The organism is Helicobacter sp. MIT 00-7814, assembly GCF_003364115.1.
Taxonomy (GTDB): Bacteria; Campylobacterota; Campylobacteria; order Campylobacterales; family Helicobacteraceae; genus Helicobacter_F.
In genome coordinates this window covers 1-14,665 of sequence record NZ_NXLL01000007.1, presented here as the reverse complement: position 1 = coordinate 14,665, position 14,665 = coordinate 1, and the positions used below count along the sequence as shown (strand labels likewise).

Genomic DNA, 14,665 nt, shown 5'->3' with positions numbered 1-14,665 from the left:
GAATTGCGCGTAAAAATTTTAGAGGTTACTTTTATGACTAGTGCGACTTTTTCACCTTTGCAAAATACTTCAAAGCCTATGCCTGTGCTTTTTATCGGGCATGGCTCACCTATGAATGCCATCACACAAGGTGTTTTTAGCGAGAATCTAAACGCTTTGGGCGAGCGCATCACGCAAGAATACGGCAAACCAAAGGCGTTGCTTGTCATAAGCGCGCATTGGATTACGCGTGAATTTGCCATGCGCGCACAAGATGGGGCGATACCGATGATTTATGATATGTATGGATTCCCACAAGAACTCTATGAAGTGCGCTATAACGCGCAAGGTGCACAGAATCTAGCGATGGAAATAAAAGAAAAGCTTGGTGAAAAGGTGCATATTGATAATTCTTGGGGGCTTGATCATGGTGCGTGGAGCGTGCTTTTGCACCTGTATCCAAAGGCGGAAATCCCTATCATCATGGCAAGCGCGCCTGTGGGGCTTAGTATAAATGAAGCATTTGCGATAGGTAGGGCGCTTGCATTTTTGCGCGCACAAGGGGTTTGTATTATAGCAAGTGGAAATGTCGTGCATAATTTAGGCGATTTTAGCAATGCGCCAAAGGATTATGCCTTGCGCTTTGATGCGTTTATTAAAGAGGCGATTTTGCACGATTGTGCGGATTCTAATGCGGAATCTAACAGGGAATCCAGCGCGGCGGATTCTAAAGATTTATCTAGCGCAATGCAGGCGATTTTACAAAGTCCAAAAATGGCAGATTTTAAGCGTGCAGTGCCGACTTTGGAACATTTTTACCCGCTTATTTTAGCACTTGGCGCATGGCATGGAAGCAAAAATCCCAACCACGCAAGAAAAGTAGAAGTCTTTAATGAAGAAATCGCGCTAGGCAGTGTATCAATGACTTCTTATTTTTTGCACTAAAAATTTTCAAACCCAGAATCCAGCCAAAGCGCAAATCTAGTTTTCACAATTTAGCTTACTCAAATAATGCACATTGAGCTCTTTTATCATTCTTTGCGCTCTTGTGTTACTGATACCATGCATATTGCAAGCGTGAGTTAAGCTCTCTGCTGGGGCTTTATTACAGCTAAGGCAATACAAGCCATAGCGAGAAAGTATCTTTTGCCCCTCATTCCCTAAACTTTCTAAAACCATAGCCACATTGCTATTCTCATCAATGAAAGCTAGATTTTGCTTTTGGTTTTTTAGCCCAAGTCCTTTAAGATAAAAAGGTGCTTGCAGTATGCGCCAAAATTCTGTGTGATAAATATCTGGATTCCTACTAAACTCACACCAATATCCTATCGTTGCCTCGTCCCATGACTCGTTATTTTTGACAATATACATAAGAATTTCACTTGGAATCTTAATTGTTAGATTCGGGCTTTCTATGTGAGTGTCTAGTAGCTCTAAATATCCATTCCTAACCTCAAATGAAAAAGCTTTTAAGTTATCAGAATCTGGATATACGCTTACATTTAAATCCTCGCAAAATTGCATCTCTGGGATTAAATTAAGATTCATAAAATACGCCAAAACCATATCTTTATCGTATTTATATTCCTCTTTGCTTGGATAGTATTTGTCAAATCTTTCTTTGTCAAAATTATCATTAATATACTTAATGATAGAATCTGTGTTATAAAGATTAGGGCTTCTAGGCTGTTTTATAATTTTATTTTCGCTGAAACTATCTCCTGCTAGCAAATCTATTACTTTTACATTACTATTTTCAAAGCGTTTGATCACATCATAAATTGTATTTTTTCGGATAATTTTCATATACTTAATATGCTCGGGGTGGTTTAAAATAAAATGAGAGGCAAAAGGCAAGAAATATGTCGCGTTATATAATTGACAAGCCTCAAAAAGCATATCAAGCGTAGCCTTTCTGCTCTTTTCATAAATTTCAATCTTTTCTTGCGTCGTCAAATGCGTATAAGTAGCAGGATAGCCAGACGCACCGGGTGAAAATGCAGCACATATCATATCCACAGATTGCACTTCCCTTTGGATTCTATGATTAATCCCTGCGTCATTTATGTTTAGGATTCTAAAGCCATTTATTTCTAAGAGTATTTGAGAATCATTCCACAATGAAGCTGGCTCATAAATAGTGACATAAAAATCATTGACTATTTTCACACGCTTGCCAAATTCTAAGCTAATGACATTCTTAAACCCCAAATTAGCAAGAATCTTCTCTAGCCTCCCATTTGAAAACTGCGGTATAAAAACAGGAATATTTTTGTCTATTTGCTTGAGCGATTCTATATGGCAGTGATCGCTATGCTCATGTGAGATATAAAGCGCGCTGGGTGCTAATTCGCAAGCCTTAATAACAGGTGCTGGATAATGCCTCCACGCGCCAAAAAACGCATAATCATCAATCCAAGGATCACACACAAAACTAAAATCTTTATATTTAAATTCTAAGCAGGCATGGGAATGTAGAGTAATTGTTGTGGAATCTAAATTGCCTTTAGATACATTTGAGGTATTGTTTTGCTTTGAGATGTCTGATATATATATATATATATATCACCATTTTTGTCTATCTTATGCGGGTATTCAGAGAGACTAGCATTTTGGATATTGCTAGATTCTCCACTTTTATTAAAACGCCAATTATGCACTTTACAATAAATTTCGCCTCCATCTGTATGTAGCCTCGCCCCTTGATGTGGGCAGATGGAATCATAAACCTTGATTACCTCTTTATTTTTATACACAAAAAATTTATCTTTGTGCAAATTTATTTCATTTATCCCCTCTTTTAAGTCTTTTATATTCGCTAGCTTCATTGTTTCCTCCTTAAATTTAGAATGTTTTTATGGCTTAAGATGCAAAAGTGTGATTTCAGATTCACTTCCTACACGCATGGGTGGTCCCCAGTAGCCTGTGCCTTGATTGATATAAAGCTTTGTGTTTGGCAAATTTTCCACATCAAAAAGCCCTTTGATATGTGGCTGCTGCAACAACACAAGAAGCGAAAATGGGAAAATCTGCCCACCATGCGTGTGTCCGCTTAAAATAAGCGCGATATTTTTCGTAAGCTCTGGCTCCTCAAGGCTGATAAATTCCAACTCCTCGATAACCTTTGGCTGATGAGAAAGCAAAATGATAGGTGTGTGAGAATCTAGCCCTGCGCTTTGCTCTAGCGCTTGAAACAAAGTCCCGCGCACATCAGGCTTTAGCTCTAGCGCGCTAAATGCCGGGCGCACACCGACTAAATCCCTAATGCCAGCGATGAGAATCTGCGAAGATTCTGTCTGTAAAATATGCGTGTCATTTTCAAGGACGATAAAGCCAAAATCGCGCATTTTTTGCAAAATCTCTTTCACCTCGTGGAAATACTCATGATTGCCAAGCACATAATACACGCCATAGCGTGCGCTCAAATGCCTCAACTCATCAACAGCGCCCACCACATTTGCAAGCTTAGAATCCACAATATCGCCGGTTAAAAAAATCACATCAGGTTCTAGCGCATTCACGCGCTCTACGATATCTTTGACGCGCGAAGATTCTATAATGCCCCCGATATGCAAGTCGCTTAACTGCACAGCCTTTAGCTCATTTTGCAATCCCGCGATTTGCACCTCTATTTCCTTTACCTTTGGCTTTTGCACGCCATTGACAACGCCATAAATAATAAAGATAAGCGCTAAAATCCCCATCGCTCTTTTGAGCCAAAAACGCACTCTAGCGCGCTTGTGCTTTGGCTCTATAGCAAGAATTGCAAGCGAGCAGACTTGATAAAGTAAAGTAATAATAAACAAGCAAAACGCCATGCCTACCGCAAGCGACATCAAAAAATACGCAGCTTGCGAGCCAAGTCCAGTATGCATAAAGATAAAATACAAGCCACAGCCAAGCATATTTAGCACGCTAAAACCTAGCCAAAATGCCTTGAAAAGTGGCGTGGTGGCGAGGCTTTTTAAAAGCGCCTTATACACATAAAAATGCAAGAGTGCAAATGCCACAATACCAATGGCAGGGAAATAAAAATTTTGCATTTGAAATGCTGGAAGCGTCGTATCCATAAAAACTCCTTAAGTTAGATTCACAAAACTTGCTTGCGTCCTTTGCTAAAATCAATCAAATCCTGCACGCTTTTCACAGAATCTGGCAAACACAAAGAAGCGATTTTATACACTTCCAAGCAAGTGAGCGCATCAGCATACGCGCGGTGGCTTGCTGGGGTGTTGATACCTAAAAAGGTATTTAAAAAACTTAGCGCATAGCGCGGGGAAAGAATACTTTTGCGCGCAAGCTCAATCGTGCAAAGCTTAGGACATAGTAGCCCGGGGAGATTGTGCTTTTGAAAGCTCACATTTAAAAACTCATAGTCAAAATTCACATTATGCGCCACAAAAATGCAATCCTGCAAAAACAGCCGAAATCGCGCTAGAATCTCATCTGCGCGCGGGGCATTTTGCAAATCTTTAGCACTTATGCCGGTTAGGTGTGTAATCTCTTGTGGCACAAAAGGCGCGTAGATGAAACTTTCAAAGCGCTCAATCACCTCTCCATTTCTATATTTTAGCGCACCAATTTCGATAATCTCGTGTTCATGCGCTTTTGCACCTGTAGTCTCAATATCCACAAAGCAAAAGTTCGCCTCGCTTAAGCTAAGATTTTTCGTGCTTAAAAAAATCTTATCCTCTCTCTCAATAATAGGGAATCCAAACGCGCGCAGAATCTCGCGCTGTGTGTCTAAATCGCTAAAAAGTCCGCCGATATTTTGCAAATGGCTTTCAAACACGCTTTTTTCAAGTGGCGTAGCACAAAGCTTATTAAGCAGCTCATTGAAGCCTTTGAGCGTGTTTGCAGAAATGGCAGTTTTCAAACTCATAGCACCTCTTAACCCCCTAGATATTAAGAAATTTTATGGAATCTAAACTTTTATGAAATTTTTGCACCCGCATTTTTGCTCCCCTGCACGCCGAGCAGGTTTAGCCCATTTTCATCTTGCGCGCTTAGTATCATTCCCTCACTCATCAATCCCATGAGCTTGACAGGCTTTAGGTTTGCCACCACGCACACGCTTTTGCCCACCAAATCCTGTGGCTCATAATACTGCGCGATGCCAGAAAGTATCTGTCGTGGCTTCTCCTCGCCCAAATCAATCAAAAAGCGCAAAAGTTTTTCGCTCTTTTCCACACGCGCGCACTCAATCACAAGCCCCACGCGCAAATCGACTTCTTTAAAAGTATCGATACTAATGAGATTTTGCGCGTTTTTAGAATCTAGCGTTTTAGAATCCTTAGAATCTTGTTTCTTAGAATCCTGCGCTTTAGAATCTTGTGCGGGCTTTGTTTGTTTAGAATCTTGCACGCTAGGATTCTCAATGCGCGGGAAAAGTGGCGGGATTTTTTCTAAACTAAATGTTTCAATCACGCCATTTTCTTTAATCATATATGCAAAATCCTGCGCGCTAATCTCACGCCCAAGTGAGTGCGCGATTTTTGTCGCAGTTTGTGGCATTACAGGATAGAGGCAAAGGCTTACTTTGTATAAAATATTTGCTATGAGTGCCAACAATGCGCACGCTTCTTGCTCCTTGTTTTCTTTCATTAGATTCCAAGGGGCGTAGGTGCTAATGCTCACATTCCCAATGCTTAAAATCTGCCAAAGCTCGTTAAGCGCGTTGTGTGGTTGCATTTGCTCCATAAAGTTTTGATACTGCGCGATTTTTTGGTTTAGAGATTCCAACTCTTTTGGGTAAAAGCTCGCAATTTGCGTGCTTTGCACTTGCAGTGCAAAATATTTTTCCGCCATACCCAAAAGGCGATTGAGCAGATTCCCAATATCATTGCTCAAATCAGAATTCACCCGCTCAACAAGCGCTTTTTGGCTAAAATCGCCATCTTGCCCAAAAGGCACTTCACGCACCAAAAAATAGCGCAACACTTCTAAGCCATATTTTAACGCCACTTCTTTTGGATTGATGACATTGCCGATACTTTTACTCATTTTTTGCCCTTCGCACAGCCACCAGCCATGCGCGTAAATATGCTTTGGCAAAGGCAAATTTAGGCTTAGTAAAAACGCAGGCCAATACACTGCGTGAAAGCGCAAAATATCCTTTCCGACAATATGCGTGGCATTTTCCCAAAATTCACTTGCAAAAGGTTGGGAAGCTATCTTTTTGCCAAGCTCTGTGCGTGCGCCTTTTTGCGCTCTTGTAGGATCGATTGTCTCATTTCCCCAGCCAAGCGCGCTAATGTAGCTTATCAGCGCATCAAGCCACACATACAAAATATGCTTAGGATCATTAAGCTCTTTTGGCACGCTCACGCCCCATTCAAAGCTTGTGCGCGTGATGGAGAGATCATGCAAGCCAGATTCTACAAATTTGATGACTTCGTTTCTCTTGTGCGCGGGCTGTATCACATTTGGTTCGCGCTCATACCATTCTAAAAGCGCCTCTTGATAGCGTGAAAGCGCAAAAAAGTAGCTCTCTTCTTTAATGGTGCTTACTTCCTTGCCACAATCAGGGCATTTATTATCTATAACTTGTGATTTCCCAAAATGCGTTTCACACGACACGCAGTAAAAGCCCTCATACTCGCCTTTGTAGATATCGCCTTTTTGATACATTTTACTAAAGGCAGTTTGTGCGGCGGTGCAGTTGCTCGCATCTGTCGTGCGGACAAAGTAATCAAAGTCGATGTCAAACTCTTCCCAAATCGCGCGGAATTTCGCGCTTACAGAATCTGCAAAATCTTGCGGGCTTTGGTTGTGCTTTTTAGCAGAAAGCTCGATTTTTTGCCCATGCTCATCAGTGCCTGTGAGCAAAAAGACTTCTTCGCCCAAAAGTGTGCGGTATTTTTTAAGCATATCACAAAGGATTGTCGTGTAAGCATGCCCGATATGTGGCACATCATTGACATAATAAATTGGCGAGGTGATATAGGTTTTTTGCATAGATATTCCTTAACTTAAAATCTTGCGCGATTAGAATCTAGTTAAAATCAAACGCGCCATCTTGTCCTTTATTGAGATTGTCATACACTGCCTTGACATAGTCCTTGCGCTTTTGGCAAGAAAGAAAAGAATTACAAGGCATGCAGGAAGCCAAATTATTTTCTTGCTGGCAGGATTGCAGGATTCTTATTTCATCATTTAGATGCTGGCTAAAGCTATCGATTTGTATTTGCTCTTGTGCTTGCATGAAAAATCTCCTTTAAAATAAATTTAGTTTTGATAAGTTTTTGCTACCAGCGCCATTTCTTCGCTACTGCCAAAAAAGCAAGGCGTCGTATCATGGATATGCGCGCATTCTAGCTCTAAAAGGCGGACTTTGCCATTACTCGCCACTCCACCCGCGCGCTCATAGATAAATGCAAAAGGGAAAACTTCAAAAAGCTTTCTTAATTTGCCCTCTTTTGCGTCACTTGTGGCTGGATAGCTAAAAAGCCCTCCTCCTTTAATAAGAATCTGATGCAAATCCGGCACCATACCGCCTGAATAGCGCAAACGATAGCCTTGCGAAAAAAGAGAATCTACCATTTGCTTATGCTTAGATTCCCAATTTGCCTGCGTGCCACCGGGCGCGTTGATTTTGCCTTTTTTACCTAAGCGCAGATTCCCGATTTTTTCCCATGCATTGCCACAATAGCGAAAATGCTCAACTTCCTTTTGCGCCAAAACAATCTCTAATCTCGGACCATAAAGCACATACGCCGCGGCTACGAGATTTTTAGATTCTAGAGAATCTTTATAGATTCCAAAAATGCTCCCAACGCTTAGATTGCTATCAATGAGCGAAGAGCCATCAAGCGGGTCGTAAGCAATGATATATATTCCTTCAGATTGTATCGTCTGCGCGGAAGTAAATTCCGCTTCGCCTCCGCTCCACTTCGTTTCGCGCGCATACTCGGCGTTTTTTGGTTGATAAGAATCTTGGATTCTATCGCGTTGTTTGGAATCTTTAGAATCCTGCCCTTTAAAAACTGCTTGGTTTTTTTCTTCGCTGCATACGCCTTTGACACATGCAAGTGCTAAAAGCGCCTTTTCGATGAGCTTATCCGCCTCCACATCAACCTTTAGCTGCGTATCACCGCTTGAATTTTGCGAGGAAAGATAATCTGTGCTTGGGTTTTTTAGTAGCGTATCAATCTCAAGCGCGCAGGATTTGAGCGTCGCAAAAATGCTTTCAATCATTTTTTCTCCCTCTTTTTCTCTCAAAAAATAAACGCATATTGTAACACGCAAGCCTTTAGCTAGACTTTAAGCCTCAAAACCGCGCTCTTATAATCATCGCTTGAAAACACATAGCTCCCAGCCACGACCATATCCGCGCCACATTCTTTTAAAAGCGCGATATTTTTATCACTCACACCGCCATCAACTTCAAGCAAACAATTTGGTGCAATTTTATCACGCAAAGCCCGCAAATCTCGTAATTTCTCCGCCACATAAGGGATAAAGCTTTGTCCGCCAAAGCCCGGATTAACGCTCATCAAAAGCACCAAATCTAAGCTCGGAAGCAAATGGCGCAAAGATTCTATATTTGTATGCGGGTTTAGCACCACGCCAGCTTTGATTCCATAGGATTTGATAAGGTTTATAAGTCTATCTAAATGCGTCACTTCCTCAATATGCACGCTTAAAAACGCCGGCTTGAGTGGCGCAAAAAGCGAGACAAAAAATTCGGTATTTTTCGTCATTAGATGAATATCTAGTGGCTTTGTGGCGACTTTTGCGATTTTTTCAACGACTAAGGGACCGATGGTTAGATTTGGCACAAAATGCCCATCCATCACATCAATATGCAAATAATCACATTCTGTGGCGCAGATTTTCTCCACTTCTTTAGCTAGATTTAAAAAATCCGCAGATAGCAAACTCGGCGCGACAAGCATACGCCCTCCTTTTTGTGGCTTTGTAAAAGCGTAATTATAGCCAAAGGTTTTTAAGCGCAGAAAATAATTTTTGTTTAATAAAAAGTAAGGAGTTTGTATTAAGATTGCAGCCTTTTAAAATTACACAAAAGGACAAACATGAAAAAATCAGTAGTTATCGTTGGCGGAAGTATCGCAGGACTAAGCGCAGCGCTTGTTTTAGCATCAGCAAAAAACGCAGAGCTTGACTTTGATATTACAATTATTGATGATGACAAGGCGGATTTGAAAGCAGTGGCGATTTACAATGTGCCAATGTTCCCAAAAGCAATTGAAGGCGCACAAATCATCGAGCATACAAAAAAGCAAATAGATTCTCTTTTGCAAGTAAAATACATTAGCGGAAGTGTGACAGAAGTAAGCGGCGCAAAAGGCGCGTTTGTGACAAAGGGTGAAGGCTTTGAAGTGGCAAGTGAATATGTGATTTTAGCCACAGGTGCGAGCAGATTTGACATCAAAGGATTTGGCGATATCGTAAAGCCTCATAATTTGATGAATAAACCAAACAAAATCCGCCTAGAATTTAGCGGGCGCCAAGAGGTAAAACCGGGCGTATTTGTAGCAGGGCTTGCATCAGGTGTTACAACAATGGTGGCTTGCGCTATGGGAAGTGGTAGTGAGGCAGCATGTGCGCTACTTAGCGATATTAAAGGCGAAGTTACAATCGTGCATGACACACCAACTTCAAGGAAGTAGAGATTACATTTTATTGTATCGTCTCCGCGGGAGTGAATCCCGCTCCCTATTCCTTTTAAATGTATCACTTTGGCGAACAAGTCCGCCAAAGCTCCGCTCCAACTTCGTTGCACTTCGCTTTCGCGCGCATACTCTGTCTTTTTTTGTTGATTAAAATTTTTAGATTCTAAGTTTCTCTTAAATTTATGGAATCTTTTGTGCTTTAAATAAGAAAAAATTTTGTAAGGATTAACATTGTTGCGGATTTTAGGTAAAAAAGTAGCGGTTGGTTTTGTGGGCTTTGTTTTTGCGCTTAGTTTTAGCGCGTGCGATGAGGATAAAATGGCGCATAGCGAGGTGCTAAACACGCAGTGGCATTTGTATATCCTAAGCCAAAATGGCGAATTTTTTGAACTGCCAAATCCAAATGAAGCAAAGATTCTCATTAAAGAAAATGAATTTAACGGGAATCTAGGCTGCAACGGGGTTTTTGGGGCGTATAAAATGAGCGGAAATAAGATCCTTTTTGAAAATGTCGGCGTGACAAAAAAGCTCTGTGATCCAAAAAGCATGAAAGTAGAGGACGCGCTTTTGCACTTTTTTGGCAATGGTGGCGCACAAATCGCACTCAAAAATGATGAATTGGTGTTAGAAAAAGATTCTCTCACTGCGGTTTTTAGGAAAAGAAAATAAATTTTTAAATTGCAGAATCTTAAGCGCTAATCACGCTCCTTGCTCATTTGCAATCTCTATAATGAAAGTCTTTTTACCCTCACTCTCTTTGAGCGTTATGTTTCCATTGTGCGCGCGGATAATCTGCTGACTTAGCGCTAGCCCTAAGCCATTGCCCTTAAGTTTGGTGCTTTTAAAGGCTTCAAAAAGTATGCGTTTATCTTCAATCGCCTTGCCTGTGTCGCTGATATAAAAGATACTTTTCCCACCTTCACGTGCAAAGTCAATCTCCACACGCCCGCTATGCTCGCTTTCATCAAGCTCTTCTATCGCATCAATGGCGTTAAAAACAAAGTTTTGCAACACAATACTAAACAAATCAAAATCTACAAAAATTTCCTCATCGCCTTCAAATGCTTTGCCAAACACAAACTCAATCTGCGCGCTGTAGGTGTAATAACTAATGCAAGTCTGCAGTTCCTCCTTAAAATCGCGCAGTTTGCACGCCCTTTGATTCTTGCTACTAATGCCTTTAGAAAATAGTAGCGTGGCGTTGATAAGGCGCTCAATCCGCCATAAGGATTTTTTAATCTCAATCGCGGTGTTTTGCGTTTGGATATCCTTGCTTTTTAATAAAGTGGTGGTAAGAAGCGCGATTGAGCCCACAGGATTGCGGATTTCATGGGCTAGGTGCGCGGAGACCTGCCCCATAGATGCGAGGCGCTCTTGACGCTTTTGGTTGGTGATATCAGTGGCGGTAATGACGATTTTATTACGCAAAGAATTAATCCGCAAAAGATACGCGCTACCCTTGCATTCAAGCTCACTTTCATAAAATTGCCCAGTTTTTATATCAGAGACAATCAGGCTATTTTTAACAATATGCAACACCTCGTCTAAATTATAGGCTTCGTTGTTTTGGAAAGAAATTGTGTTGTTAGATTCCAGTACCCACACCGCTTGGGGCAAAATCTCTACAAAATTATGATGAAAGTCTTTGAGCGCGTGTAATTCTACCTCGATTTTATAGCTTGCCTCTATTAGCTCTGTTAGGGAATCTAGCACCTTTTGCTTATCTTGGGAATCCAAACTCTCAATAAGCTTTTGGTTGATAAGGCTTTCGTTTTCCTGTGGCATTAGCGTTGCTGCTCTTTAAGATAATTATATAAAAGTTCAGAATACCCAAATGAGCCGCTTAAATTTTGCGCAAGATTTTCTATATACATAGAGTGATAAATGTCGCTGCCGGGCTGTTTTGGGTAGAGTGGATTCTCATTTTTTATCGCATCTTTTAGCATAATCTGCAAAAACAGCGCCTCAAAATTATCTGTCTGCTCCCTTAGTGCCTTATCCTCATTTGCTTGAATCTTTTGCAGTGAAGTTTTTGAATCTTTTGCATTTTGCGCGCCTTTTGCACCCTGCGCGTTTTGCGCGGATTTTAGATTCTGCAAAGTTGTTGCGCTTTGCACGCTTTGGTAGGCATTGAGCGCATTTGTTGTTAGATCCATTATATCACCTCGATTTCGGCTGTTATCGCCCCGCTACGCTTCATTGTCTCTAGGATTGAGACGATGTTTTTAGGACTTGCGCCCATTTTTTGCAGCGCCCGCACGACATTTGCAAGGGTTGGCTTTTTGCCATTTGTGGAAAGTGTATTTTGCGTTTGCGAGATACTTATATCATCGCCTAAATTTAGCGCGTTGGGATCTTCTTGAGAATCTTGTGAGATTTTAAGCGTCAAATCCCCATGCGTTAGCACAATTGGCTCAATCGTGATTCCAAGCCCGGCGATAATCGTCCCGCTTTTTTCATCAATCACCACGCGCTGTTTTTGCAGATAATCCACCTCCACTTCCTCCACAAGTGCCAAAAACTCAACCATACTCATAACCTCTGGTTTATTGAGCCTAATCGTGCGGGAATCTTGCGCGGAAGCGACATTGCCATTAAAAGTCTCATTGAGTGCTTGCTGGATTTTCACCGCATTTTGCAAGTCGGATTTTTTGAGGCTTAAAGTCGCAGATTCTAATTGTGAAATATTATAAGCAATTTCACGCTCAATCGTCGCACCGCCAATGAGTGTGGCAGAAAGCGTGTTTTCAGTGTTGCCTTGCGTGAGCGCGCCTTGTGCGAGGGCGTAGATATTCCCATCTACCGCGCTTAAAGGTGTGAGCACAAGCGTGCCTCCAGTGATAGACTTCGCATCGCCGATGGAAGAGACTTGTATATCGATTTTATCGCCCTGCCTTGCGAAAGCAGGCATATTTGCTGTCACCATCACCGCGGCGACATTTTTTGATTTTATGTCATTTGGCGAGAGCTTGACATTCATAGATTCAAGCATATTTGCCATGCTTTGCGCGGTAAATTTTGAGCCATTTTTATCCCCACTGCCATTTAGCCCAATCACCAAGCCATAGCCAATAAGCGAGTTTTCGCGGATTCCCACGATTTGCGCGAGATCGGAAACCTTTTGCGCGCATACAAAACACAAGCACGCACCAAATAAAAGTAGAGTTTTTTTCATTTTAGCAATCCTTCGCCTTGAGAGTTTTTAAGAATCTATCCTTAGAAAATCATATGTATAAATTAAGCAAATTACATTCCTTGAGGTTATATTTAGGCACAGGCGCTATTTGGGTAACTTTGTAATTTAAAATATAAAATTTTCTTAATTTAATAAAAAATTTAAAAAAATTATACTAGAATCCACGCTTTATTAATTTTTCTATGTTACGCAAAAATGGAGGGGGTGCAACATGACATTTTTTTCAAATCTTAAAATCGGAACAAAGATCGTTGGTATTGTTTCATTCTTTTTGCTCGCGGGGATTCTCGCACTTTCAATTATCATTAGCAAACAGGTAAGAGATGAAATCACCACAGATATTAATAAGATTCTAGAAGCCAACACCTTGCGCTATGCCAACTATGTGCAGGCAAATCTTGATGGTACGGTTTCCTCACTTCTCACTACACACGAGATTATAGAGCACAGCATAGATTTTAGCGAATCTGATGCGGATAAGAAAATCGGACGCATTTTGCAAGATGTGCTTAATAACTCAAAATGGAGCAACTTCGCGTATGTGTATTTCACCGCGCCACTGCAAGCGAACAATCCGCTATATAAAACAAAAAGTGGCAAGACAATTATTTCATATTACACAGAAAATAAAACAAACGCTACGCTTATGCAAGCAGATGATGCGATTGCGGATTTTCCAGCGCTTAAATATACGCTAGATTCTAAAAAGGCGCGCATTGGTAAGCCATTGCAAATGCATGTTAATGGCAAAAGCTTTTTAGGCGTGAATGTTACCACACCGCTTTTTGATTCTCAAGGTAATATGGTTGCGGTGCTAGGGAATATTGTGGATTTGAAGATGATGTCAGACTTTTTGCTTAATCCACAATTTGATATTTATGAGCGCAATGTCCGCTCTGTGCTTACTCAAGATGGTATCATAGCAGTCCATCCAAAATCTGACATCATAGGTAGGAATCTTGCAGAGCTTAATCCCGACCCAACCGCGCAAAAACTTCTAGGAGTTGTGGCAGGCAAGGGCGAAGGCTTGTATGATTATGTAAATTATGGAAGCAATGACAAATCGCTTGCTTATATCAAAACTTTTGAAATCGGCACACAAGAGCTTAACACCACATGGGCTATGGCAGTAACTGCGCCAGAAAATGTTGTATATGCGCCACTTGCAAGCGTGCAGATTATCATTGCGCTTACAAGCCTTATTGTTATTTTAGTCATTATAGCTGCGATATTATTTTTCGTAAAAAGTGCGCTAACAAATCGCCTAAATATCATCCTCCGCACCCTTCAATCTTTCTTCCGCTATCTTAATTATGAATCTAAAGAAGTGCATACCATTAAGATTAGAGCTCAAGATGAATTAGGTGCAATGGGACAAATCATTAATGACAATATCTCCCGCACTCAAAAATCCCTCCTTCAAGATGAAGAAGCCATTGCACAATCAGCTCAAACAGCTAAAGAAATAGAAAGTGGGAATCTTAAAGCAAGGATTATTAAAAATCCTGCTAATCCGCAATTAGTAGAATTAAAAAATGTGCTTAATACAATGCTTGATGTATTAGAGCATAAAATTGGTGGTGATACTAATGAGATAGCAAGAGTATTTGATTCTTATACAAAGCTAGATTTTACTACTGAAGTAAAAGATGCTAAAGGTATAGTAGAAGTAGTAACAAATACTTTAGGTGAAGAGATTAAAAAAATGCTTCGTGCAAGCTCAAACTTTGCAAAAGATCTAAGCTCTCAAAGTAATGAGCTCAAATCCTCTATGCAAAGACTAACAGATGGATCTCAAGCACAAGCTAGCTCATTAGAACAATCAGCTGCAGCAGTAGAAGAAATAAGCTCATCA

General features: G+C 40.9%; 15 protein-coding genes. 4 read left to right on the top strand and 11 right to left on the bottom strand.

The features are described 5' to 3' along the window. The first annotated feature begins 33 nt into the window (after positions 1–33). Positions 34–924, top strand: a complete 891-nt coding sequence (locus CQA49_RS03210; protein WP_147288649.1) for a dioxygenase — start codon at positions 34–36, stop codon at positions 922–924. A 36-nt stretch (positions 925–960) separates the two neighbouring features. Here CQA49_RS03210 and CQA49_RS03205 read toward each other — a convergent pair whose 3' ends face one another. Genes CQA49_RS03205 through rpe form a run of 8 tightly spaced genes read right to left on the bottom strand, consistent with a single transcriptional unit; the run spans position 961 to position 8,876 of the window. Next, positions 961–2,463 (bottom strand): MBL fold metallo-hydrolase, encoded by a 1,503-nt coding sequence (locus CQA49_RS03205; protein ID WP_258864173.1) that lies wholly within the window; start codon positions 2,461–2,463, stop codon positions 961–963. An 11-nt stretch (positions 2,464–2,474) separates the two neighbouring features. After that, a complete protein-coding gene (locus tag CQA49_RS03200; protein ID WP_115574528.1) occupies positions 2,475–2,807 on the bottom strand; it encodes a Rieske (2Fe-2S) protein in 333 nt (110 codons plus the stop codon). A gap of 27 nt (positions 2,808–2,834) precedes the next feature. Further along, positions 2,835–4,049: a metallophosphoesterase gene (locus tag CQA49_RS03195; protein WP_115574527.1), complete on the bottom strand. Its 1,215-nt coding sequence runs from the start codon at positions 4,047–4,049 to the stop codon at positions 2,835–2,837. 20 nt (positions 4,050–4,069) lie between these two features. Continuing rightward, entirely contained in the window at positions 4,070–4,861 is a 792-nt protein-coding gene (locus CQA49_RS03190) for a 3'-5' exonuclease (RefSeq protein WP_115574526.1), read from the bottom strand. Between the two features lie 50 nt (positions 4,862–4,911). Beyond that, positions 4,912–6,936, bottom strand: a complete 2,025-nt coding sequence (gene metG, locus CQA49_RS03185) for a methionine--tRNA ligase (RefSeq protein ID WP_115574525.1) — start codon at positions 6,934–6,936, stop codon at positions 4,912–4,914. Between the two features lie 37 nt (positions 6,937–6,973). Next, positions 6,974–7,183, bottom strand: a complete 210-nt coding sequence (locus tag CQA49_RS03180) for a hypothetical protein (RefSeq protein WP_115574524.1) — start codon at positions 7,181–7,183, stop codon at positions 6,974–6,976. A gap of 23 nt (positions 7,184–7,206) precedes the next feature. After that, complete coding sequence (locus CQA49_RS03175; RefSeq protein WP_258864169.1) at positions 7,207–8,175, bottom strand: class 1 fructose-bisphosphatase; 969 nt, start codon at positions 8,173–8,175, stop codon at positions 7,207–7,209. A gap of 59 nt (positions 8,176–8,234) precedes the next feature. Continuing rightward, entirely contained in the window at positions 8,235–8,876 is a 642-nt protein-coding gene (gene rpe / locus CQA49_RS03170; RefSeq protein ID WP_115574523.1) for a ribulose-phosphate 3-epimerase, read from the bottom strand. Between the two features lie 138 nt (positions 8,877–9,014). Here rpe and CQA49_RS03165 point away from each other — a divergent pair, with 138 nt between their 5' ends. Both CQA49_RS03165 and CQA49_RS03160 read left to right on the top strand, forming a co-directional pair. Next, on the top strand, positions 9,015–9,611 hold the full coding sequence (locus tag CQA49_RS03165) for an FAD-dependent oxidoreductase (protein ID WP_115574522.1): 597 nt from the start codon (positions 9,015–9,017) through the stop codon (positions 9,609–9,611). Positions 9,612–9,845: 234 nt separating this feature from the next. Further along, a complete protein-coding gene (locus CQA49_RS03160) occupies positions 9,846–10,283 on the top strand; it encodes an META domain-containing protein (RefSeq protein WP_115574521.1) in 438 nt (145 codons plus the stop codon). Positions 10,284–10,313: 30 nt separating this feature from the next. Here the strand turns inward: CQA49_RS03160 and CQA49_RS03155 are convergent, their stop codons facing one another. The 3 genes from CQA49_RS03155 to CQA49_RS03145 are packed head-to-tail and all read right to left on the bottom strand — an operon-like array spanning position 10,314 to position 12,789. Further along, positions 10,314–11,399: a PAS domain-containing sensor histidine kinase gene (locus tag CQA49_RS03155; RefSeq protein WP_115574520.1), complete on the bottom strand. Its 1,086-nt coding sequence runs from the start codon at positions 11,397–11,399 to the stop codon at positions 10,314–10,316. Beyond that, a complete protein-coding gene (locus CQA49_RS10600; RefSeq protein WP_115574519.1) occupies positions 11,399–11,770 on the bottom strand; it encodes a rod-binding protein in 372 nt (123 codons plus the stop codon). Before CQA49_RS10600 ends, CQA49_RS03155 begins: the two co-directional genes overlap by 1 nt. Next, a complete protein-coding gene (locus CQA49_RS03145; RefSeq protein ID WP_115574518.1) occupies positions 11,770–12,789 on the bottom strand; it encodes a flagellar basal body P-ring protein FlgI in 1,020 nt (339 codons plus the stop codon). Before CQA49_RS03145 ends, CQA49_RS10600 begins: the two co-directional genes overlap by 1 nt. Before the next feature lie 232 nt (positions 12,790–13,021). Between CQA49_RS03145 and CQA49_RS03140 the strand changes: the two genes are divergently transcribed. Further along, on the top strand, positions 13,022–14,665 hold a 1,644-nt coding region (locus CQA49_RS03140; protein ID WP_147288648.1), incomplete at its 3' end, for a methyl-accepting chemotaxis protein.